This window comes from Sphingobium sp., from assembly GCF_041987595.1.
Classification (GTDB): Bacteria; Pseudomonadota; Alphaproteobacteria; order Sphingomonadales; family Sphingomonadaceae; genus Sphingobium.
Genome location: NZ_JBHIWJ010000025.1, coordinates 19,220 through 41,240 on the forward strand (window position 1 = coordinate 19,220; position 22,021 = coordinate 41,240).

12 protein-coding genes are annotated in these 22,021 nt (G+C 62.8%); 9 read left to right on the plus strand and 3 right to left on the minus strand.

Annotated features, from left to right (window positions below; genetic code table 11):
* Positions 1 to 52: 52 nt before the first annotated feature.
* Positions 53 to 1,099: a LacI family DNA-binding transcriptional regulator gene (locus ACFC3J_RS08910; protein WP_375195824.1), complete on the minus strand. Its 1,047-nt coding sequence runs from the start codon at positions 1,097 to 1,099 to the stop codon at positions 53 to 55.
* 52 nt (positions 1,100 to 1,151) lie between these two features.
* Positions 1,152 to 3,293, minus strand: coding sequence for an alpha-glucuronidase family glycosyl hydrolase (locus ACFC3J_RS08915; protein WP_375195825.1), 2,142 nt, complete (start codon positions 3,291 to 3,293; stop codon positions 1,152 to 1,154).
* Between the two features lie 136 nt (positions 3,294 to 3,429).
* On the opposite strand from ACFC3J_RS08915, the gene ACFC3J_RS08920 reads away from it, so the two are divergent.
* The 9 genes from ACFC3J_RS08920 to ACFC3J_RS08960 all read left to right on the plus strand — a co-directional run bounded on the left by ACFC3J_RS08920 (position 3,430) and on the right by ACFC3J_RS08960 (position 19,528).
* Positions 3,430 to 5,805 (plus strand): glycoside hydrolase family 3 N-terminal domain-containing protein, encoded by a 2,376-nt coding sequence (locus tag ACFC3J_RS08920; protein ID WP_375195826.1) that lies wholly within the window; start codon positions 3,430 to 3,432, stop codon positions 5,803 to 5,805.
* Positions 5,802 to 8,174: a glycoside hydrolase family 3 N-terminal domain-containing protein gene (locus ACFC3J_RS08925; RefSeq protein WP_375195827.1), complete on the plus strand. Its 2,373-nt coding sequence runs from the start codon at positions 5,802 to 5,804 to the stop codon at positions 8,172 to 8,174. Before ACFC3J_RS08920 ends, ACFC3J_RS08925 begins: the two co-directional genes overlap by 4 nt.
* 13 nt (positions 8,175 to 8,187) lie before the next feature.
* Positions 8,188 to 9,399, plus strand: coding sequence for a D-mannonate dehydratase ManD (manD, locus tag ACFC3J_RS08930; protein WP_375195828.1), 1,212 nt, complete (start codon positions 8,188 to 8,190; stop codon positions 9,397 to 9,399).
* A 5-nt stretch (positions 9,400 to 9,404) separates the two neighbouring features.
* On the plus strand, positions 9,405 to 10,688 hold the full coding sequence (locus ACFC3J_RS08935; protein WP_375195844.1) for an MFS transporter: 1,284 nt from the start codon (positions 9,405 to 9,407) through the stop codon (positions 10,686 to 10,688).
* Complete coding sequence (gene uxaC, locus ACFC3J_RS08940; protein ID WP_375195829.1) at positions 10,685 to 12,100, plus strand: glucuronate isomerase; 1,416 nt, start codon at positions 10,685 to 10,687, stop codon at positions 12,098 to 12,100. The genes ACFC3J_RS08935 and uxaC overlap by 4 nt, the downstream gene beginning before the upstream one ends.
* Entirely contained in the window at positions 12,097 to 13,569 is a 1,473-nt protein-coding gene (locus ACFC3J_RS08945; protein WP_375195830.1) for a mannitol dehydrogenase family protein, read from the plus strand. The genes uxaC and ACFC3J_RS08945 overlap by 4 nt, the downstream gene beginning before the upstream one ends.
* A complete protein-coding gene (locus ACFC3J_RS08950; protein ID WP_375195831.1) occupies positions 13,569 to 15,209 on the plus strand; it encodes a DUF5597 domain-containing protein in 1,641 nt (546 codons plus the stop codon). The genes ACFC3J_RS08945 and ACFC3J_RS08950 overlap by 1 nt, the downstream gene beginning before the upstream one ends.
* 116 nt (positions 15,210 to 15,325) lie before the next feature.
* A complete protein-coding gene (locus tag ACFC3J_RS08955; RefSeq protein WP_375195832.1) occupies positions 15,326 to 18,223 on the plus strand; it encodes a TonB-dependent receptor in 2,898 nt (965 codons plus the stop codon).
* A 69-nt stretch (positions 18,224 to 18,292) separates the two neighbouring features.
* Complete coding sequence (locus ACFC3J_RS08960) at positions 18,293 to 19,528, plus strand: SGNH/GDSL hydrolase family protein (RefSeq protein WP_375195845.1); 1,236 nt, start codon at positions 18,293 to 18,295, stop codon at positions 19,526 to 19,528.
* Positions 19,529 to 19,629: 101 nt separating this feature from the next.
* On the opposite strand, the gene ACFC3J_RS08965 is transcribed toward ACFC3J_RS08960, so the two are convergent.
* Positions 19,630 to 21,654 (minus strand): elongation factor G, encoded by a 2,025-nt coding sequence (locus ACFC3J_RS08965; RefSeq protein WP_375195833.1) that lies wholly within the window; start codon positions 21,652 to 21,654, stop codon positions 19,630 to 19,632.
* Positions 21,655 to 22,021: the final 367 nt, after the last annotated feature.

The window sequence follows — 22,021 nt, forward strand, 5'->3', positions numbered from 1 at the left end:
AATGGACGATTGATCCGCCCTCCCCAAGGCAGGGCGGACAATTGTCCCGCCGTCACCGGCGCTGGTGCAGCGGCGGCACGGCGTCGGATTGGCGCCGGATGAGGCGGCAGTCCAGCTTTGCGAGCCGGGGTTCTTCCGGCGCTTCATCACTCTGGCTACGTATCGTGCCAGCCAGCAGGGTCATGGCGGCGCGGCTCATGTCGCGGATCGGCTGTCTTATGGTGGTCAGGGTGGGCCAGATCGCGGCCGCCAGCGGCGTGTCGTCAAAACCGCAGACCGTCAACTCTGCCGGAACGTTGATCTGCCGTTGATGGGCGATGGTGATGGCTGCGGCGGCCATGTCGTCGTTGCAGGCGAAAATGGCGGTAGGCGGAGCCGGCAGCGCCAGCAGCCTGTCCGCCGCCTCCAGCCCGGAACGATAACTGAAATCGCCCTCGACGATATGATCGTCGTCCACAGGCAGCCCATGCGCGGCCATCGCCTGACGATAGCCCTCCAGACGGCGGGCGCTGGACCGGTGCTGCGGATTGCCCTGAATGAAGCCGATGCGGCGATGGCCCAGTTCAATCAGATGGCCGGTCATGTCGCTGGCCGCCTGACGGTCATCAATAGCCACGACCGACAGGCCAGCCCGGCCCTGATCGGGAGCGATTGCTACGGCGGGGATGCCCTGACGGGTAAGCTCCTCGATCAGTTCGTCCCAGTCGCACAGCGGCGGAGGCATGATGACACCCGATACGCGGGCTTGCGCGATCTGGGCCATCACCTCCTCGACCGAAGCGCCCATCTCGCATTGTTCGACCACCAGATGAAGATGATGCCGGGCCGCTTCATCCAGACCGCCAAGCAGCAATTCACCCAGATAGGCCGATGTCGTGCTGCTGCGGTAGAGCAGCGCCACGCGCCGGTCGTCTCCTCCGGCCAGAGCGCGGGCCGTGGCGTTGGGGGCGTAGTTGAGTTCCTCGATCGCCTTTTCCACCTTGGCGCGGGTGGCCGGGCTGACCCAGCTCTGTTTGTTGACGACGCGGGACACGGTCATCACGGACACGCCTGCGCGGGCGGCTACATCCCGAATTGTCGGCAGTTTCTGGTTACTCATGGCTGTTTCCGCCCTAGCGCCCGATCCGGTGGAATGTCATGCGGAAAATCGGTCATGGATGGCCCGGCGCATAGGGGAAGCTCTGGGCCTTGTACCAATTGAGGTCATGTTCCGGCGGGAGCGAACCTGACGGCAGAGGACGGTTCGCGATCGACTGGAAATAGGCGAGGCTGGCGTCGCGCCACCATTTTGCCTCTCGATACTGGATGCCGAGGAAAGCCTTCGTCTGGTTGAAACGTTCCGCATCGACAGCAGGGCGCAAGCCTTCCCAGGTCCTTTGCATGTTCGCGACATAGGCAACGCCTGCATCATAATGGCGGACGAGACTGTTCCATAGCGTTTCGCCCGATTTCAGCTTCGCATCCCAGCCGACATGATGGAACCAGAGCAGGTCCCGTTCGGGCGTGGTTTTCGGATCGGCAAGCATTTTCGCAACCGGCGGGGCATATTGGGCAACGGCATTGCTGCCCGTTTTCGTGCGATCAAAGCCGATGCCCCGCACGTCGGCCCTGTGATAATAGACCGGGTTCCATTCGGGGCGGGCGAGGTCGGCTATCCAGGGCGCGGGGCCATAATGATGGCCGGTGCCCATGACATGCGCCAGTCCCAGCGGGGTCATGTAGTTCACCGCGGCCTCCCGCGATCCCATCATCATGGCGACGACCGGCTCCGTGACCTTGGGATCGGGCGAGAAGGTCTGTGCGGCCCATTCGCGGGCGATGTCATCTGCCGACAGGTCGGGATTCCAGGCGAGGCGGCCAAAGGCATACCAGTCCGCCTGATTGAAGATCGACCCGCTCCAGTCGCGATCCACGCCGATATTGGCAACGCCCGCGATGCCGGTCAGTCTATGCCCTTCCAGTGATCCGTCGACCACTTTGGCGACGGTCGATCCTTTGCCGTGGGCGAATGTGTCGCTTTTCAGAGTTTCTTCGAACAAGGGACCGAGATAGGTGAGGTGGGTCGACTGACCAAGATATTCCTTGGTGATCTGAAATTCCATCATCAGCGGGGTTTTGGGCATGGCGCCGAACAGGGGATGGAAAGGCTCGCGCGGCTGGAAGTCGATCGCGCCATTTTTCACCTGCACGAGCACATTGTCGGCGAACTGGCCGTCCAGCGGCTTGAAGTCGCTATAGGCCTGTTTGGCGCGGTCCTCAGGATTGTCATGCGCATAGACGAAGGCGCGCCACATCACGATGCCGCCATGGGGCTTCACCGCCGCCGCCAGCATGTTCGCGCCGTCGGCATGGCTGCGCCTGTAATCCTGTGGACCGGGTTGGCCCTCGCTGTTGGCCTTGACCAGGAAACCGCCGAAATCGGGGATCGCCCTGTAGATTTCGTCCGCCTTCGCCTTCCACCAGGCAGCGACCTGCGGGTCGAGCGGATCGGCGGTTTTCAAGCCGGAAAGCTCCATCGGGGCCGTCCATTTGACCGATAGATAGACTTTGATGCCATAGGGACGGAAGACGTCGGCCAGCGCTGCCGCCTTGGCGATGTAGGGCGCGGTCAGGCTGTCGGACTTGGCGTTCACATTGTTCAGAACCGTGCCATTGATGCCGATCGAGGCATTGGCGCGGGCATAGTCGGTATAGCGCGGCCCCTTCCAGTCGGGCAGGCGCCACCAGTCCCAGATCGATTGCCCGGCATAGCCGCGCTCCACCGTGCCATCCAGATTGTCCCAATGGTTGAGCAGCCGCAGTTTCACGCGAGGCGCGCTGCGGATGTCGAGCCGGTCCAGCGAGGCGCCGGTCTCCGCCAGCCGCAACCAGGCATAGGTGCCGTAGAGCAGGCCGATATCGCTGTTGGCGGCGATCAGGGTCACGGCCCTGCCATCCCGCGTCAGCGAGCGGATGACATAGCCTTCCTGCCCCAATCCATCGAGTTTGACCGGAAGGCCCGCCGCTGAAGCCGGAGTCGCCAGCCATATCGCCCCGTCTTGCGGAGCGTCGGTCAGGGCGGGGGCGACGCCGCCGATCTTCGTCAGGCTGCGAACCAGTTCATCGCGGGCGGCAAGGGCAGTCGCGCTGCCGCCGGGCGCCATGATCGCCGTCGCATGGCGGGCAATCATTTGGGCCATGCTGCCTTCCGCTTTCGCGTGGCGCAGCCACAAATCATAGCCGTCCTCCGCCATGGCGGGCGATGCCGCCGCCATGGCGGAGGCGATGGTCCAGCAAAACAGGCGCGCGAACATGGGTCCCTTTCCTCTCCTTCCCGTCACGGCTCGAAGGGCATTGACAGGTTGCTATTGTCTGAGCAATGTTAACGCTATCAGTTGCGGCGCGGCAAGCGAAAAGTCAGCGCGTCGAAAAATGGGGAGAGGCGTTTTCGTGATCCGGTCCTGCAAGCTGTTGTGCGCGGTTTCCGCCCTGACTTTGATCGTGGCTGCGCCGGCTGCGCCGCTTATGGCCGCGCCCAAAAGCGCTGCCGCGAAGCCGCTTTACAAGGATGCGAGCGCGCCGATCGAATTGCGCGTCGATGACCTGCTGTCGCGCATGACGCTGGACGAGAAAATCGCCCAGATCACTGCCGTCTGGACTGATAAAGTCAAGATTTTCGACGCCAAACTGAATCTCGACCCTTCGAAACTGGGTCAGGTCTATCCGAACGGCATCGGCCAGTTCACCCGCCCTTCCGACGCCAAGGGGGCCTTTTCTCCCCGCGAAGTTCCCGGCCGCAACCCGCGCCAGACGGTTGCGCTGGTCAATGCGCTGCAACGCTGGGCGACCACCCAGACGCGCCTCGGCATCCCTATCCTGTTCCATGAGGAAGGGCTGCACGGCTATGCGGCTGTTGGCGCTACCAGCTTTCCCCAGTCGATCGCCATGGCCTCCTCCTGGGATCCGGACATGCTGCGCGACGTGAACGCGGTGATCGCCCGCGAGATCCGCTCGCGGGGTGTCAGTCTGGTGCTCTCGCCGGTGGTCGACATTGCGCGCGATCCGCGCTGGGGCCGGATCGAGGAAACCTATGGCGAAGATCCTTATCTGGTCGGGGAAATGGGTGTCGCGGCGGTGGAAGGCTTGCAGGGCAAAGGTCGTTCGCGCCTGCTGCCGCCGGGCAAGGTCTTTGCGACGCTCAAGCATCTGACCGGCCACGGCCAGCCTGAAAGCGGCACCAATGTCGGCCCGGCGCCCGTTTCGGAACGCGAACTGCGCGAGAATTTCTTTCCGCCCTTCGAGCAGGTGGTGAAGCGCACCGGCATCGAGGCGGTCATGGCCAGTTATAATGAGATCGACGGCGTGCCGTCTCACGCCAATCGCTGGCTGCTGCAAGATGTGCTGCGCGGCGAATGGGGCTTCAAAGGCGCGGTTGTCAGCGACTATTCTGCGGTCGACCAGCTGATGAGCATCCATCATATCGCCGGCAATCTGGAGCAGGCGGCGGGCCGCGCGCTGGATGCAGGCGTGGATGCGGACCTGCCCGATGGCCTGTCCTATGCAACGCTTGCCAGGCAGGTTCGCGAGGGCAGGATCAGCGAGGCGCAGGTCGATCAGGCCGTGCGGCATATGCTGGAGCTGAAGTTTCGCGCCGGGCTGTTCGAAAATCCCTATGCCGACGCGCCGGCCTCGGAAAAGATCACCAACAATGCCGACGCTCGCGCGCTGGCGCTGAAAGCGGCGCAGCGCTCGATCACCCTGCTCAAGAATGACGGCATGTTGCCGCTGAAGCCCGAAGGCAGCATCGCCGTAATCGGTCCCAGCGCCGCCGTAGCGCGACTCGGCGGCTATTATGGTCAGCCGCCGCACACGGTATCGATCCTTGATGGCATCAGGACGAAGGTCGGCGGCAAGGCGAAGATCATTTTCGCGCAGGGCGTGAAGATCACCGAAAATGACGACTGGTGGGAAGACAAGGTCACAAAGTCCGACCCCGCCGAAAACCGCAGGTTGATAGCCCAGGCGGTGGAGGCTGCGCGCAATGTCGACCGGATCGTTCTGACGCTGGGCGACACGGAACAGTCGAGCCGCGAAGGTTGGGCCGACAATCATCTGGGCGACCGGCCCAGCCTTGACCTTGTGGGCGAGCAACAGCAACTGTTCGACGCGCTCAAGGCGCTGGGCAAGCCGATCACCGTGGTCCTGATCAATGGCCGTCCCGCCTCGACGGTCAAGGTGTCGGAGCAGGCCAACGCCATCCTCGAAGGATGGTATCTGGGCGAGCAGGGCGGCAATGCCGTGGCCGATGTGCTGTTCGGCGACGTCAATCCGGGCGGCAAGCTGCCGGTAACGGTCCCCCGTTCGGTCGGGCAACTGCCGATGTTCTACAATGCCAAGCCCAGCGCGCGGCGGGGCTATCTGTTCGACACCACCGATCCGCTTTATCCCTTCGGTTTTGGCCTCAGTTACACCAGCTTCGACCTGTCGGCGCCGCGCCTGTCGGCAACGAGGATCGGCATCGGAGGGACCGCCAGCGTATCGGTTGATGTGCGAAACAGCGGTCAGCGCGAAGGCGACGAGGTGGTTCAGCTCTACGTCCGCGACAAGGTCAGCTCCGTCACTCGTCCGGTCAAGGAATTGAAGGGCTTCCAACGCGTAACTCTCAAGCCTGGTGAAGTGCGGACTGTCTCCTTCACCGTCGGTCCGGAAGCGCTGCAAATGTGGAACGACCATATGGACCGCGTGGTCGAGCCGGGCGATTTCGAGATCATGACGGGCAACAGCTCGGTCAATTTGAAGACCGCCACGCTGACGGTGATACCATGAGCCGCTTCGCACGCCGTCAGGCGCTGGGGCTGCTCGCGTCGACCTCGCTTGTCGTGGGCGCACCAGCCTTGGCCAAGGGGAAGGGCGGGCCGCTCTACAAGGATGCCACGGCGCCCATCGATCTGCGCGTCAAGGATTTGCTCTCGCGCATGACGCTGGAAGAAAAAGTCGGCCAGATCATCGCGCTCTGGGCAAGCAAGGCCGATATCATGGACGACCTCACCTTCTCGCCCGCCAAGGCAGGCAAGGCCTATCCGAACAGCTTCGGCCAGATCACCCGCCCCTCCGACCGGCGCGGCGCGCCCAATGGATCGACCCAGGCCGGTGGCGTCGGGGCGCGCTGGCGCACGTCTGCCGATACGGTCGCCTTCATTACTGCCGTTCAGAAATGGGCGCTGGAGGAAACGCGGCTCGGCATCCCCGTGCTGTTCCATGAGGAATCGCTGCATGGCTATATGGCGACCGACGCGACAATGTTCCCCATGGCGATCGGCCTTGCGGGCAGTTTCGACCGCCAGTTGATGCAGGACGTCCAGTCCGTCATCGCCCGCGAAGTCCGGGCGCGGGGCGTGCATCTGGCGCTCTCGCCTGTGGTCGACATTGCCCGTGATCCGCGGTGGGGGCGGATCGAGGAGACCTTTGGCGAAGATCCTTATCTTTGCGGCGAGATGGGCGTTGCCGCCGTGCGTGGCCTGCAGGGCGAGAGCAAGCAGATCGGCCCGGACAAGGTCATGGCGACGCTCAAGCACATGACCGGCCACGGTCAGCCCCAGAGCGGCGAGAATATCGCGCCCGCGCCGATCTCTGAACGTGAACTGCGCGAGAATTTCTTCCCGCCCTTTCGCGAGGTGGTGAAGCGCACCGGCATCGCTGCCGTCATGCCCTCCTATAATGAAATTGACGGCGTCCCCTCGCACCAGAATCGCTGGCTCCTGAACGATATCCTGCGCGGCGAGTGGCATTTCGACGGTGCGGTGGTCAGCGACTATGGCGCAGTGCATGAACTGGATACCATTCACCATGTCCAGCCCGACCCGGAGGCAGCCGCACGCGCTGCGCTGCGGGCGGGCGTTGATTGCGAGCTGCCCGATGGTGAGACCTATCGGTCGCTCGTCGAACAGGTCCGCGCTGGAAAAGTGCCTCTTGAAGCCGTCGATCTGGCCTGCACCCGGATGCTGACGCTCAAGTTCCGCGCGGGCCTGTTCGAAAATCCCTGGCCGCGCGAGGATTATGATCGGCTGACCGGCAATGCGGAGGCGCGCGCGCTGGCGCTGAAGGCCGCGCATCGGTCTATTGCGCTAATCAAGAATGACGGCCTGCTGCCGCTCACCCCCGGCGCGCATAAGCAGGTGGCGGTCATCGGTCCCAACGCAGCCGTCGTCCGGCTTGGCGGGTATAGCAGCATACCGCGCCAGGCCGTTTCCCTGCTGGAAGGCGTGCGGGCGAAGATCAAGGGCAAGGCCAAGGTCGTTCATGCGCAGGGCGTTTTCATCACCCGGAGCGAGGATCGCTCGGCCGATGAAGTGCTGCTCGCCGACCCGGCGAAAAATCGCGAGCTGATCGCGCAGGCAGTCGAGGTGGCGAAGGGTGCCGACGTCATCCTGCTCGCTCTGGGCGACACCGAGCAGACCAGCCGGGAGGGCTTCGCGAAGAACCATCTCGGCGATCGCACCAGCCTGGATCTTGTGGGCGAACAGAATGAGCTGTTTGCGGCTTGTCTGGCGACCGGCAAGCCCGTCATTGTCTGTGCAATCAATGGCCGTCCGCCCAGCTATCAGGCGATAGCCGATGGCGCTAATGCGTTGCTGGAGTGCTGGTATCCGGGACAGGAGGGCGGCACTGCCATGGCCGATATCCTTTTTGGGGACGTCAATCCCGGCGCCAAGCTGCCAGTCACCGTGGCGCGCGATGCAGGGCAGATTCCGGTCTTCTACAACCGCAAGCCATCGGCCAGGCGCGGTTATGTGTTCGAGGATGTTCGCCCGCTTTTCCCCTTCGGTTTCGGCCTCAGCTACACGAGGTTCGAGTTCGGGCCGCCCCGCCTGTCCGCGTCGCGCATCGGAGTGGGCGGGGATGTGACGGTGGAAGTCGAGGTCCGCAACGTTGGCCAAAGGGCGGGCGACGAAGTCGTCCAGCTCTATGTTCATGATCAGACCGCCAGCGTCACCCGCCCGATCAAGGAACTGAAGGGTTTTGAACGCGTGACGCTTCAGCCCGGAGAGAGCCGGACCGTGCGCATGGTGCTGACGCCTGCTGCCTTCACGCTCTGGAATCTCGACATGCAGGAGGTGGTCGAACCCGGCCTCTTCGACATCATGACCGGGCCGGACAGCGAAAATCTCCAGAAAACAACGCTAGAAATCATCTGAACAGGATTATCCCATGCCCAAGATCATAGACGCCAAGGTCATCGTCACCTGTCCCGGCCGCAATTTCGTGACGCTCAAGATCATCACGGATGAGGGAATTTACGGCCTGGGCGATGCGACGCTCAATGGTCGCGAACTGTCGGTGGCGAGCTATCTGACCGATCATGTCATTCCGTGCCTGATCGGGCGGGACGCGCACCGGATCGAGGATATCTGGCAATATCTCTACAAGGGCGCCTATTGGCGGCGCGGTCCCGTGACCATGACCGCCATTGCCGCTGTCGACATGGCGCTGTGGGATATCAAGGGCAAGATTGCAGGTCTGCCCGTCTATCAGCTGCTCGGCGGCGCGAGCCGTGAGGGGGTGATGGTCTATGGGCACGCCAATGGCACGACGGTCGAAGATACGGTTAATGTCGCGCTGGAATATCAGGCGCAGGGCTATAAGGCGATCCGTCTGCAATGCGGTGTTCCCGGCATGGCGTCGACCTATGGCGTCAGCAAGGACAAATATTTCTACGAACCCGCGGACGCTGATCTGCCGACGGAGAATGTCTGGAATACCAGCAAATATCTTCGCGTCGTGCCCGAACTCTTCAAGGCAGCGCGCGAGGCCTTGGGCTGGGACGTGCATCTGCTGCACGACATCCATCACCGCCTGACCCCGATCGAGGCGGGACGGCTGGGCAAGGATCTGGAACCTTATCGTCCCTTCTGGCTGGAGGATGCGACGCCTGCGGAAAATCAGGAAGCATTCAGGCTGATCCGCCAGCACACGACCGCGCCGCTCGCGGTCGGCGAGATTTTCAATTCGATCTGGGACGCCAAGGACCTGATCCAGAACCAGCTGATCGACTATATCCGCGCTACCGTGGTGCATGCAGGCGGGATCACGCATCTGCGGCGGATCGCGGCGCTGGCCGATCTCTATCAGGTCCGCACCGGCTGTCATGGGGCGACCGATCTGTCGCCGGTCTGCATGGCGGCGGCGCTGCACTTCGACCTGTCGGTGCCGAATTTCGGCATACAGGAATATATGCGCCATACGGAGGAGACTGATGCGGTTTTCCCCCATGCCTACAGCTTCGCCGACGGCATGATGCATCCGGGCGAGGCGCCGGGCCTGGGTGTCGATATCGACGAGGAACTGGCCGCCAAATATGAATATAAGCGCGCCTTCCTGCCGGTGAACCGGCTCGAAGACGGCACGATGTTCAACTGGTGACCTTCGTGAGACAGGCGATTCCCAAGCCGTCAGGAAAGGTCCGCTGGATCGTCTGCGGCCTTCTCTTCGCGGCGGTCGTGTTGAGTTATATCGACCGACTGGTCCTGCCGACGCTCAAACCTGATCTGCAAGCGCGTTACGGCTGGAGCGAGAGCGGCTATGCCGACCTCGCCATCTGGTTTCAGGCGGGATACGGCATCGCCTATGTCTTCTTCGGGCGGCTGATCGACAGGATCGGCGCGCGGGCGGGCTATGCCCTGGCGGTGAGCCTGTGGACCGTCGGCCACGTGGCGCACATCTTTTTCACCTCGACGGCGGGCATGTTGCTGGCGCGTATTCCGCTGGCAATCGGCGAAGCAGGCACTTTCCCCGCCGCGATCGCGGCGACCAATGAGTGGTTCCCGAAGAAGGAGCGCGCATTCGCCATCGGCATCTTCAACGCCGGGTCCAATGTCGGCGCGATCCTGACGCCGCTGATCGTGCCGGTCATCGCCGTGACCATGGGATGGCGCTGGGCCTTCATATTGACGGGCCTCCTCACGATCGTCTGGCTTGCCGCCTGGCTGGGCTTTTATCGCCGACCGCGCGAAAAGAAGGGCCTTTCGCCGGAGGAACTTGCCTGGATCGAGACTGACCCGGTCGACACCCCGCGCCCGGTGCGCTGGGCGACCCTGTTCCGGCACCGCCAGACATGGGCCTATATGCTGGGCCGGTTCCTGATTGATCCGGTCTGGTGGACCTTCCTCTTCTGGTTGCCTGATTTCTTCAACAAGCAATATGGGGTGAAGATGCTCGACTTCGGGCCGCCGCTGATCGCCGTCTATCTGATGGCGGACATCGGTTCGGTGGCAGGCGGCTGGGCTTCCTCACGCTTCATGGGCCGCGGCTGGAGCGTCAATCGGGCGCGCAAAAGCGCGATGTTCCTTGCCGCGCTTTGCGCCGTGCCGATCGCGTTTGCAGCCCATGCGCCTTCCTTGTGGATCGCGGTGGGGCTGATCGGTCTGGCGTGTGCGGGCCATCAGGGCTTTTCAGCCAATCTCTACGCGCTGCCCGGTGACGTTTTTCCGCGCTGGATGGCGGGGTCGGTCGTGGGGCTGGGCGGTCTGGCCGGCGCCATCGGCGGTATGCTCATGGCCAAATTCGCTGGAGCCATATTGGAGAGCATCGGCAGCTACGGCCCGATCTTCGCCGTCGCGTCCTGCGCCTATCTGATCGCGCTCGCGGTCATCCATCTCATCCTGCCCCGCTATCAGGCGGTGGACAGCGCCGCTACCGAAAGCCTTTCATGACCAAACCTCTCCACCTCCATCCCGATCGCCTCTTTCCGGCCGAGCCGCGCAGCCGGGACATTGCACGCGCGCTTCATGCCACCGTCAGGGACCTGCCGATCATCAGCCCGCACGGTCATACCGACCCGCGCTGGTTCGCCTATGACGAGCCTTTCGCCAACCCGTCCGACCTGTTGATCGTGCCTGACCATTATGTGTTCCGGATGCTGATGAGTCAGGGCGTCCGGCTTGAGGAGCTGGGCGTGCCCACTGTCGACGGCAGCCCGACGGAAAGCGACCCCCGCGCCATCTGGCACCGCTTTGCCGCACATTATCACCTTTTCCGCGGCACGCCCTCTCGCTTGTGGCTGGACTGGGTCTTTGCCGAAGCCTTCGGCATCGACGTGCGGCTGGAGGCGGCGACGGCCGACCATTATTATGACGTGATCGACGCCGCGCTCAGCACGCCGGAATTCCGTCCCCGCGCCCTGTTCGAACGCCACAACATAGAGGTCATCGCAACCACCGAAGGGCCGCGGGATCCGCTGGACCATCATCGCGCCATCCGGGAGAGTGGATGGTCGGGACGGGTCATCACCGCCTATCGTCCCGACCCGGTGATGGACCCTGATGCGCCCCGTTTCGCCGACAATGTCCGCGCCTTCTGCGCGATGGCGGGCGAAGATTCGGGCAGCTTCGCGGGCTATCTGCGCGCCCATGAAAAGCGCCGGGCCGACTTTCGCGCAGCCGGCGCGACCTCGACCGACCATGGCCATCCAAGCGCCTTTACCGCCAACCTTCCCCGCGCCGAGATCGAGGCGCTCTATGCCAAGGTGATGTCCGGGCGGGTGACGGCCTGCGAGGCTGAACTGTTCCGCGGCCACATGCTGGTCGAAATGGCGCGCATGTCGATCGACGACGGCATGGTGATGCAGCTCCATCCCGGCGTGCATCGCAGCCATAACGCCGCCGTGCTGGCGCGCTTCGGCCGGGACAAGGGCGGCGACATTCCGGTCGCGGGCGAATTCGTGCAGGCGTTGAAGCCCCTGCTCGACCTTTATGGCAACGATCCGCGCCTGAGGCTGATACTCTTCACGCTGGATGAGGATGTCTATTCGCGGGAGCTGGCGCCGCTGGCGGGGCATTATCCCGCGCTGCGGCTGGGGCCGCCCTGGTGGTTCCACGACAGTCCGGAAGGGATGCGCCGCTTCCGCGAACGCACGACCGAAACGGCAGGCTTCTACAATATGGTCGGGTTCAATGACGACACCCGCGCCTTCCTGTCGATTCCTGCGCGGCATGATGTAGCCCGGCGTATGGATTGCGCCTTTCTCGCCACGCTCGTCGCCGAGCATCGGCTGGAGGAGGACGAGGCCTTCGAACTTGCGAAGGCATTGTCTTATGATCTCGCAAAAGCGGCTTACAAATTGTGACCCGTCTTTCGTCCGCTACTCTGAATATTTTGCCCGAATATGTGATCCGTCCTGCTTATGATCGGGCAGCAGTGCGCTGCGGCGTCGTGCATCTGGGCATAGGAGCCTTTCATCGGGCGCATCAGGCGGTGATCTTCGATGATGCGCTCAATGCCGGCGATCTGCGCTGGGGCATTGTCGGCGCCTCGCTGCGTTCCCCACAGGTCAGGGACCAGATGACGCCGCAGGATGGGCTTTACACCCTGTCGGTGCGCGACGGCGAGACGGTGCAGCGCCGGATTATCGGCGCGGTCGGCCGGGTCATCGTCGCGCCGGAAGGTCCGCGGGCACTGCTTGCCGCGCTGGCGTCGCCGGACACGCATATCGTCACGCTGACCGTCACGGAGAAGGGCTATAAGCTGGACCCGGTGACCGGCGCGCTGATCGAGGATGATCCGCAGCTTGCCGCCGATCTGATCTCGCTGGAAAGCCCGGAAACGGCGCCCGGATTTCTGGTCGCGGCGCTCGGCCAGCGTCGGGCACGGGGCCTGCCGCCCTTCACCGTGATTTCCTGCGACAATCTGCCGCATAACGGCAGGCGGCTCCGCCGCGCGGTGCTGGCGCTGGCAGCCCGGCACGACCCGGACCTGGCCCGCTGGATCGAGGCGGAGGGGGCTTTCCCTGAAACGATGGTGGACCGCATCGTTCCGGCGACCACGGCCGACGACATCGCTGCTCTGGCGGAGGAACTGGGGGTAGAGGATCAGGCGATGGTCAAGACCGAACCCTTCATCCAGTGGGTGATCGAGGACCATTTTTGCGGCCCCCGTCCCGACTTTGGTGCGGGGGTTCAGCTGACCGCTGCCGTTGCGCCCTGGGAGGAGGCGAAGCTGCGCCTGCTCAACGGCGCCCATAGCGCCATTGCCTATCTGGGCGGGCTGGCTGGCATCGGCCATGTCCATGAGGTGCTGGCCCGTTCCGAAGCAAGAGCATTTGTGGAAGCGCTGTGGGATGAGGCGCAGGCCACGCTGTCGCCACCGCCGGAACTTGATGTCGCAGCTTATCGCCGCGACTTGATGGCGCGGTTCGACAATCCCGCCCTGCGGCACAGCACACGCCAGATCGCGATGGATGGATCGCAGAAACTGCCCCAGCGGCTGTTGGCGACCATCGCGGCGCGGCTGGAGGCCGAACAGGGGATCAGGGCGCTGTCGCTGGCCGTGGCCGGTTGGATACGCTGGCAGGCAGGGCGCGACGATCTGGGCAACGCCTATCATGTCGATGATCCGCTCGCGGCAGCTATGGCGACCCGTCTTGCCAAGGCGGAAACGCCCGAGCAGCGGGTGCAGGCGATGCTCGGATTTGACGCCGTGATTCCTGCGCCGCTCGCCGCGGACGACAATTTCCGCGCCGAGCTCACCAACTGGCTCGCCATTCTCGAAACACAGGGCGCGCTGGCCGCGCTCGCCCATTTTCACGGGGAGAGATAGTGTCCATTGCACTTCGAACAGGCATTGCCCTCGCTTCTATCTTCATGCTTGCCGCCACGGCTCGGGCCGAGCCGCCCCGGCTGGTGAAGCAGGGCACCGCCACGCAACTGCACGTTCAGGGCAAGCCCATGCTGCTGATCGCCGGGGAACTGGGCAACAGCAGCGCATCGAGTGCGGCCTATATGGCACCGCACTGGAAGCGGCTGAAAGACATGCATCTCAACACGGTGCTGGCGCCCGTGTCCTGGGAACTGATCGAGCCGGTGGAAGGGAAGTTCGACTTTTCGTCGGTTGATGCCCTGATCCGCGACGCGCGGGCGAACAGGCTGAAGCTCGTCTTCCTCTGGTTCGGCGCGTGGAAGAACAGCATGTCCACCTATGTTCCCGCCTGGGTGAAGCGCGACCAGAACCGTTTTCCCCGCGCGCAACTGCCCAATGGTCAGGGCGTCGATATTCTCTCCTCCATGGCGCCCGCCACGCTGGAGGCGGATCAGAAGGCCTTCGCTGCCCTCATGACGCACATCAAGGCTGTCGACGACAGGCAGAATACCGTCGTCATGACGCAGGTGGAAAATGAGATCGGCATGCTGCCGGTTGCGCGGGATTATGGCCCGCTGGCCGACGCCGCGTTCAAGGGGCAGGTTCCGGCCGAACTGATGACCTATCTCCAGCAGCATCGCGACGCCCTGCGGCCGCAGCTGAAGCAGTGCTGGGAAGAACAGGGGGCCAAGACCAGCGGCACATGGGCGGAAGTCTTCGGTCCCGGCCATCCGGCCGAGGAAATCTTCACTGCCTGGACCTATGCGCGCTTTGCCAACGCGCTGACGGGGGCGGGCAAGGCTGCCTATGCCATGCCCATGTATGTGAATGTGGCGCTCAATCGGCCCGGCCGCCTGCCGGGCGAATATCCGAGCGGCGGGCCTTTGCCGCACCTGATCGACATATGGAAGGCGGGGGCGCCCGCGCTCGATTTCCTGGCGCCCGACATTTATTTCCCCAATTTCGTCGACATCGTGAATATCTACAAGCGGCCGGACAATCCGCTGTTCATTCCCGAAGCCAATAATGCCGATCATCCGCAGGTGCCGGGCAATGCCCTCTACGCGATCGGGAAACTCGATGCGATCGGCTTCGGCCCTTTCTCCATCGAGTCGGTGGACGAAAAGCCGGGTGCGCTGGGGCAGACCTATGACCTGCTGGAGCAACTGAGTCCCCACATACTTGCAGCGCAGGGACTGGGGCGCATGTCCGGCTTCCGGCCCAAGGCGCTTTATGATGAAACGCTGGTCTATGAACCCGTGACCGAGACGATCGGCGACTATCGCTTTACCGTCTCCTTTGCCGATATCCAGAGACCTGTCGCGACAACTGATACCGGTAACGCGGGAGGCATTATAATCCAGACCGGCCCGGAGGATTATCTGGTCGCGGGCCAGGGGATCACCGTCACGTTCGCGCCGGTGGGGCCGGGGCCGAGTCTCGCGGGAATCGACAGCGCATGGGAGGGGCGATTCGACGCGCAGGGCCGCTGGGTGCCGGGACGCCTCCTGAACGGTGACCAGACCCATCAGGGCCGCCACATCCGCCTTCAGGCGGGCGATTTCCAGATCCAGAAAATACGTTTGTACCGTTACCAATAAAGCACGCTCCTTATCTTGACAAACCTAACCAACCGGCTATTGATACGAAACTGATAGCGCTACCAATCATCGCCTACCGGATAGTCGGAGGCCGCGCTCAGGAGGGGATTTTTGAGATGTCTGATTCTCGCACGCAACATTTTCGCATGGCCCTTTATGCGGCCTCTGCCTTTGGCGCGCTTACGCTGGCGCAAGTGGCCGTTGCACAGGATGCGGCGCCGCAAGCCGTCGCCCAGCAGGAAGGCGACGTCGCCGACATTGTGGTTACCGGTATCCGCGGCAGCTTGCAGAGCGCGACCAACGCAAAGAAAAGCGCCGTCGCATTTGGCGACTCCATTTTTGCGGAAGATATCGGCAAGCTGCCCGCGACAAACCTCGCCGAAACGCTGAACCGCATGCCGGGCGTGCGCCTGAACCGCGACATCAGCGGCGAAGGTACGCAGGTTGCCATTCGTGGCCTTGGCCCCAGCTTCACCCGCGTTCTGCTGAATGGCTCACAGCTTCAGGTCGCCTCGGACGGCGGTACCAACGGCGGCAGCGCCAATCGCGAAGTCGACCTCGACTTCTTCCCGTCGGAACTGTTTACCCGGCTCGACTTGGCGAAAAGCCCTACTCCCTCCACCTTGGAAGGCGGGATTGCGGGCACCGTCAACCTGCGCAATGCGCGGCCGTTCGACAAGCCGGGCACTCATGTCACGGTCGTCGCGCAGGGGCAGTATACCGACAGCAACGACAAGATTTCGCCGCGTGGCGCGATTGTCGCCAGCCACACCACCGACACGTTCGGCATTCTGGTGGGCGTTGCGGGTGTGAAGACGAAGACCCGTGTGGATGGCTTCGAAACGCTCGGCTGGACCGACGGCAATCTGGGCGCAGGCGATCCCGGCGGCAACAATTTCTCCTACGCCTCGATCGTGCCGAACAACGCAGGCCACGGCCTCATTCCGGGTCAGCCGGTGGACGTCGTCGCAACCTCCGGCCTGACGCGCAGCCAGCTCAGCACCGCGCTGATCCCGCGCCTTGGCCGTCAGGCGCTGACCGAAGGCGATCGTTCGCGTATCTCAGCCCTTGCCTCGCTCGAATGGCGTCCCAGCGACGAGTTGCATTTCGCCCTTGACGGCATCTGGGCCAAGTCGAAGCGCAACTATGATCGCCTGATCATGAACTGGCAGGTGCGCAATTCGGGACCCGGCACCAGCGCGCAGTCGACCGGCGGCATGATCCCGATCGATCTGACCGTCGACAATAATGGCGTCGTGACCAGCGGCACCTTCGCCAATTCCTCCTTCTTCCTTGAAGCCAGCCAGTTCAAGCAGACCACCAAATTCTGGAACATCAACCCGAGTGTCAGCTGGAAGCCCAGCGACATGCTGAAGGTGGACCTGAGCGCCAACTGGTCGAAGAGCCGCTTCTTCCGCGAACAGCCGACCTGGGCGTTCCAGACTGCTCCGCAGTCCGGTGTGGACGTCTATTTCGACAATACGGGGCAGGGCGACTATCCGGCGATCACCACCAATGTCGATTTGAACGATCCCAACAACGGTCTATGGCAATGGTATCGCCAGAATGTCGCGCTGGTTCGCCGAACGACCGAAACGAAGGGCGCTCATCTGGACGTCACCTATGGTGACGACAGTTTCAACGTGAAGGTCGGCGCCGCCTATGACCGGGCACAGCGCACCATTCGCGCCTATGACAACAGCCCCGCCTACCAGCTGTCAGTGTGCGGAACGGGTTGCACGGGCAATAGCGGTTCGATCCCCACCAGTGCTATTGCGGGCTATCTAAGCCCTGGTTCGACCACCAATTTCGGTCATCTCGCCAGCGGGAACATCGGCTTCACCAACTATATCCGCCCGGACTTCGAAGCGATCAAGCAGGCGACCGACTATGCCAGCTATCGCGACAGTGCCCCGGAAACGCGGGGTGCGGTGACGGGCGGCGCGACCGGCGACATGGACGAACAGGTTTGGGGCGCCTATTTCGAGCTGAACGGCGTGACCACGATCGCAGGCCGTGACCTGCATATCAACACGGGCATGCGCTATGCCCGCACCCGTCAGGAAGTGATCGGTCCCAGCCAGATCGGGACGGCGATCGTCGATATCACGTCGCGTTCGACCTACGACAATTTCCTTCCGTCGATCAACCTGACCTATGATGTGATGGACAATGTGAAGCTGCGCGCCTCGGCATCGCGGACGATGACGCGGCCCGACGCCAGTCAGATCCTCCCGGGCGTTACCTTCTCCGATCCGTCGGCGCTGGTGGCCACTGCGGGTAATCCTGATCTGAAGCCTTATACTTCAGACAATTATGACCTTGGCGGCGAAGTCTATACCGGCGGTATTGGTTATGTTGGCCTGTCACTATTCATGAAGAACGTCCAGGGATTCACAGTCACCCAGTCGCAAAATGTCACCTTCGGATCGCTGAACATTCCGTTCAGCAGCCTGATTTCGACGCAGCAGAATGCGCTCAACGACCGGTCGCTCCAGACTGGGGTTCCGGTGAACGACCTGCCAATCACGGTGAACCGTCCGATCAACCTCAGGGATCTCAAGATCAAGGGCATCGAAGCGACCTGGGTCCAGCCGCTGGACTTTCTGGTCAGGGGCCTGGGTTTCTCGGCCAACGGCACCTATCTGAAGCAATCTTCGTCTTCGGGACTCGTTGCGACGGGAGTGTCCAAATGGTCGTACAATCTTCAGGGCTTCTATGAAAATAACGGCCTATCGGTCAGCCTGAACTATGTGTGGAACGACAAGGCGATTGCGCTCAACGGTCCGCAGAACGGTATCGCCAATGCCAATCTGCGCTCAGCCGCCCGCGGTCAGCTCGATATGTCGGCGGGTTATCAGCTGCCTTTCCTCAATAAAGCGTTCCGCCTGACGCTCGACGTTCTCAACATCACGAACGAGCCGCTCCGCACGAACTTCGAATATGATAACGCGCCCTATTCGGTCTATTATCCGGGCCGGACGGTAATGGCGGGCGTGCGGGCCAATTTCTGATCCTCCCCCAGGGACCTGAGGGCCGGCCGAAAGGCCGGCCCTCTTTCTTTCTGTCATGGATAGATGACCATGCTATTGCGATTGGCTCCCCTCCTTCTTCCTTTGACCGTCCTTGCGGCGCCACCCGCGCTTGCCTCAGCCTGCTCGCCGCAATGGGTCGCGGGATGGGCCTCGGCGCAGATGGTGCCGACAGGTGAAAACCGGCTTGCCCCCGACATGCTGGCCGGGAGTACCCTGCGGCAAATCATCCGTCCATCCATAGCGGGCAACCGGGTTCGCGTGCGCCTGTCGAACCTCGCGGGCACGAAGTTCCTGCAGATCGGCGGCGCCACCCTTTCGCGCGCGCTCGGCGCAAAGGGCGCGGGCGTGGATGCCGCGACGCTGATCCCGCTCCGCTTCAACGGGCGCGCTGATGTCACCATCCCGGCAGGCGCGGATTATCTGTCCGATCCAGTGACCCTGCCGGTACGGGCGTTCGATAATCTGGCGGTCAGCATCCGCTATCAGGAGGAACCGTCGGAGCAGACTTCCCACCCTGGATCGCGGGCGACGAGTTGGCTGCTCAAGGGCGATCATCTGGCCGATCCCGCCATGACCGGCGCGACGGCGGTGGAACATTGGTTTTCGTTAAGCGCGCTGGAAGTGGAGACCTGCAAACCGGCTGGGGTGATCGTCGCCCTTGGGGATTCGATCACGGACGGGCGCGGCTCCACGACCGACGGTAATGACCGATGGACCGACAATCTCGCCCGCAGGCTTCAGGCTGATCCGAAGAAGCGACATCTGGCGGTGGTCAATCAGGGCATAGGAGGTAATCGTCTTCTGGAAGACGGCCTTGGTCCCAACGCGCTGGCCCGCTTCGACCGCGATGTGCTGGCGCAGCCTGGGGTTGGCTATCTGATCCTGCTCGAAGGTATCAACGATATCGGTACGCTGACGCGGGAGGCGCCAGTCAGCGAAGCGGAGCATGCGCAACTGGTGGACCGCATGATAGGCGCGTATCGCCAGATCGTGGCGCGGGGACGGGCAAAAGGGATCAAGGTGATCGGCGCAACGATACTGCCCTTCATGGGCACGGCCTATTATCATCCTGATGCGCGCAATGAAGCGGACAGGCAGGCCGTGAACCGCTGGATCAGGGAACCGGGAAATTTCGACGCAGTGATCGATTTCGACCGGATCATGCGCGACCCGGCCCGTCCCGATCATCTCCTCTCGCGCTATGACATGGGCGACGCCCTGCATCCCTCGCCGGAGGGCTATCGGGCGATGGCGGAAGCTGTTTCACTCGACCTGTTTGAATGATCGCTAAAGCAGCTTCCGATCCGATCACATCGGTTCGGCGGCTCCAGGCCCCTATTGTCCGCCTTTTCCGAGCCAAGCAGGTCCACCTGTTGGAAAAGGCTCTAGGCATGCTCCCGAACGCCCTGAACGATGGTGTCCGCGAGCTTGCCTGTCACTTCGGACAGATGGTCGAAATGCGCCTCATAATGCGCCATGCCCTGACTCAACGATCGAAGCTCGGCCTCCAGCCCATGCAATGCCGCTTCGGGCAGCAACAGCTCGATCACATCCCATTGCGACCAGCCGTCCAGCGACGTCATGCGGAGCATCTGGCCTCTCCGGCTCGATACCGCGGATGTGATTCGAGAGGTGGCACTTCCCGGCGTCATGATCGTCACATGGGCGATAGGTTCCAGCAGATAGGGGGATGCGCCCGCCAACGCGTCGGCCATGGCGATACGCGCCGCTGTGCGGAACGCCAGTTCGGAACTGTCTACGCTGTGGAACGACCCATCGATCAGGGTCGCCATGACATCCACCACCGGAAAGCCCAGAGGCCCTTTTTCCAGTGCGTCCCTCATGCCCTTTTCGACAGCCGGAATCCATTGTTTGGGCACGGCGCCACCGGTGATCCTTTCCTCGAAGCGGACGCCTTCGCCCCGCTCCAGCGGCGCAACTTCGAGCACCACATCGCCATATTGGCCGTGCCCGCCGGACTGCTTCTTGTGCCGGCCGCGCTGCGTGATGGGCTTGCGGATGGTTTCCCTATAGCCGATCGTCGGCGGCCTGACTGCAATGGCAATGCCATAGCGGCGTTTCAGCCGGTTGATCGCTACGGCAAGATGCTCCTCGCTCATGCCGTGCAGCAGGGTCTCCCGCGAGGCGTCGTTCTGCTCCCAGCGCAGACCGGCATCCTCCTCGGTCAGCCGGTGCAGCGCAGCAGACAGCCTGACCTCGTCCTTATGATCCTTTGCAGCGATCGCCAGAGCGCAATTGGCCACGAACGCAGTCCCTCCGCGCTTTCCTGATGGGACCGATCCGGTCAGCCCGACCAGATCGCCGGCCTTGACCGTGTCGACCTTGGCGATGCCAATGATCGCGCCGGGTTCGGCCGCCGCGATCTTGGCCGTGCCGGCCCCCTGAACCGCGAACAGGCCGCCGGCACGGACTGGCTGGCCTGCGCTATCGGTCAGTTCCGCGCCGTCAGTGATCCGGCCGCCAAAGAGCCGGGCGAGCGCGAGCCTTCCCACCGTGGCAGCGTTGGAGATTTTGAAGATCTGCGCCGACTTTCCCTCTATGCCGATCCGCCCGGCCGTTTCCGTGGGCGTGGGCGTGTCATGGCGGAGCATCTTCAGCAGCCGGCGAATGCCGAAGCCGTTGGATGCCGAACCGAACAACACCGGCACGATCAATCCGCTGGCAGTTTCGCGCGCGAGATCAGCGAAGATCACGTCAAGGCTTGGCTGTTCGTCGGAAAGCAACTGTTCCAGCAATATATCGTCATGATCTGCAAGCTGTTCGAGCATATGGAAGCGGGCCGCGGTCTCGGCGCTCTGCAAGTCGGACGGCAGCGCCACAGGTTGCGACTGCCTGCCTGCCTCATAATGAAAGGCGCGTTCGAGCGCGAGGTCTACAAAGCCGTCGATCCGGTCGTCCGAACGGGTCGGAATCTGGCGGGCGACCAGCGCGGCCTTGCTCATCGGTGCCAGCGCGGCGAGCAGTTCCTCTATGCTGCCCCGCGCCTGATCGATCTTGTTGACGAACAGGGCATGGGGAATGGCGGCCTGTTCCAGCCTGCGCAACGCAGGTTCCACCAGGGGCGCCCGCGCCGGATCGGGATCGATAACGACGATGGCCAGATCCGCGACATGCAATGCCATGGCGGCATCGGTGGCGAAGCCCGGCGAACCGGGGGCGTCGATCAGAGCAAAGGAATCGCCCATCCATTCAAAATGAAATAGGTTGAGCTCCGTGGAGCTTCCCCGCTCCCGCGCTTCGGGGCTCGCGTCCCCAACCGTGTTGGCCGCCTGAACTGATCCCTGTCTCGGGATTGCGCCGGTGACGAACAATATCGCTTCGGCAAGGCTTGTCTTCCCTGCTCCTGCTGGGCCCACGAGCGCGATGGCCCGCACTTCACTGCCGCTCATCCCTGCTCTCCTCCAGCCTGTCCAACTTTCTTCTTGAAGATGGTCGTTTTGGAACGGCGATGTTCGTCCTAAATCGATCCGAACGCAAGACTGTCAAAGGAGTTGACCGGAAGAGCCGGGCAGATCGCCCGATCGGATGGCTCCGCCCTCATTTCTCTGCTGACGGCCCGTTTCGACATGCATTCAACTGGAATTATGAGCGAATTTGCCGTTTTCGGAGCAAGGATGACGTTCCTTATCTTTCCAGCCGGCCGCGTTTTGGTTATGCTCTTCTCAAAGGTGTGCCAGGGGTGTGCCGAGGGGAGAAGGGGAATCAGTGCGGGCGAAGCTGCCGTTTGCATATGATGGGCGTGCGGATGGTCAATGG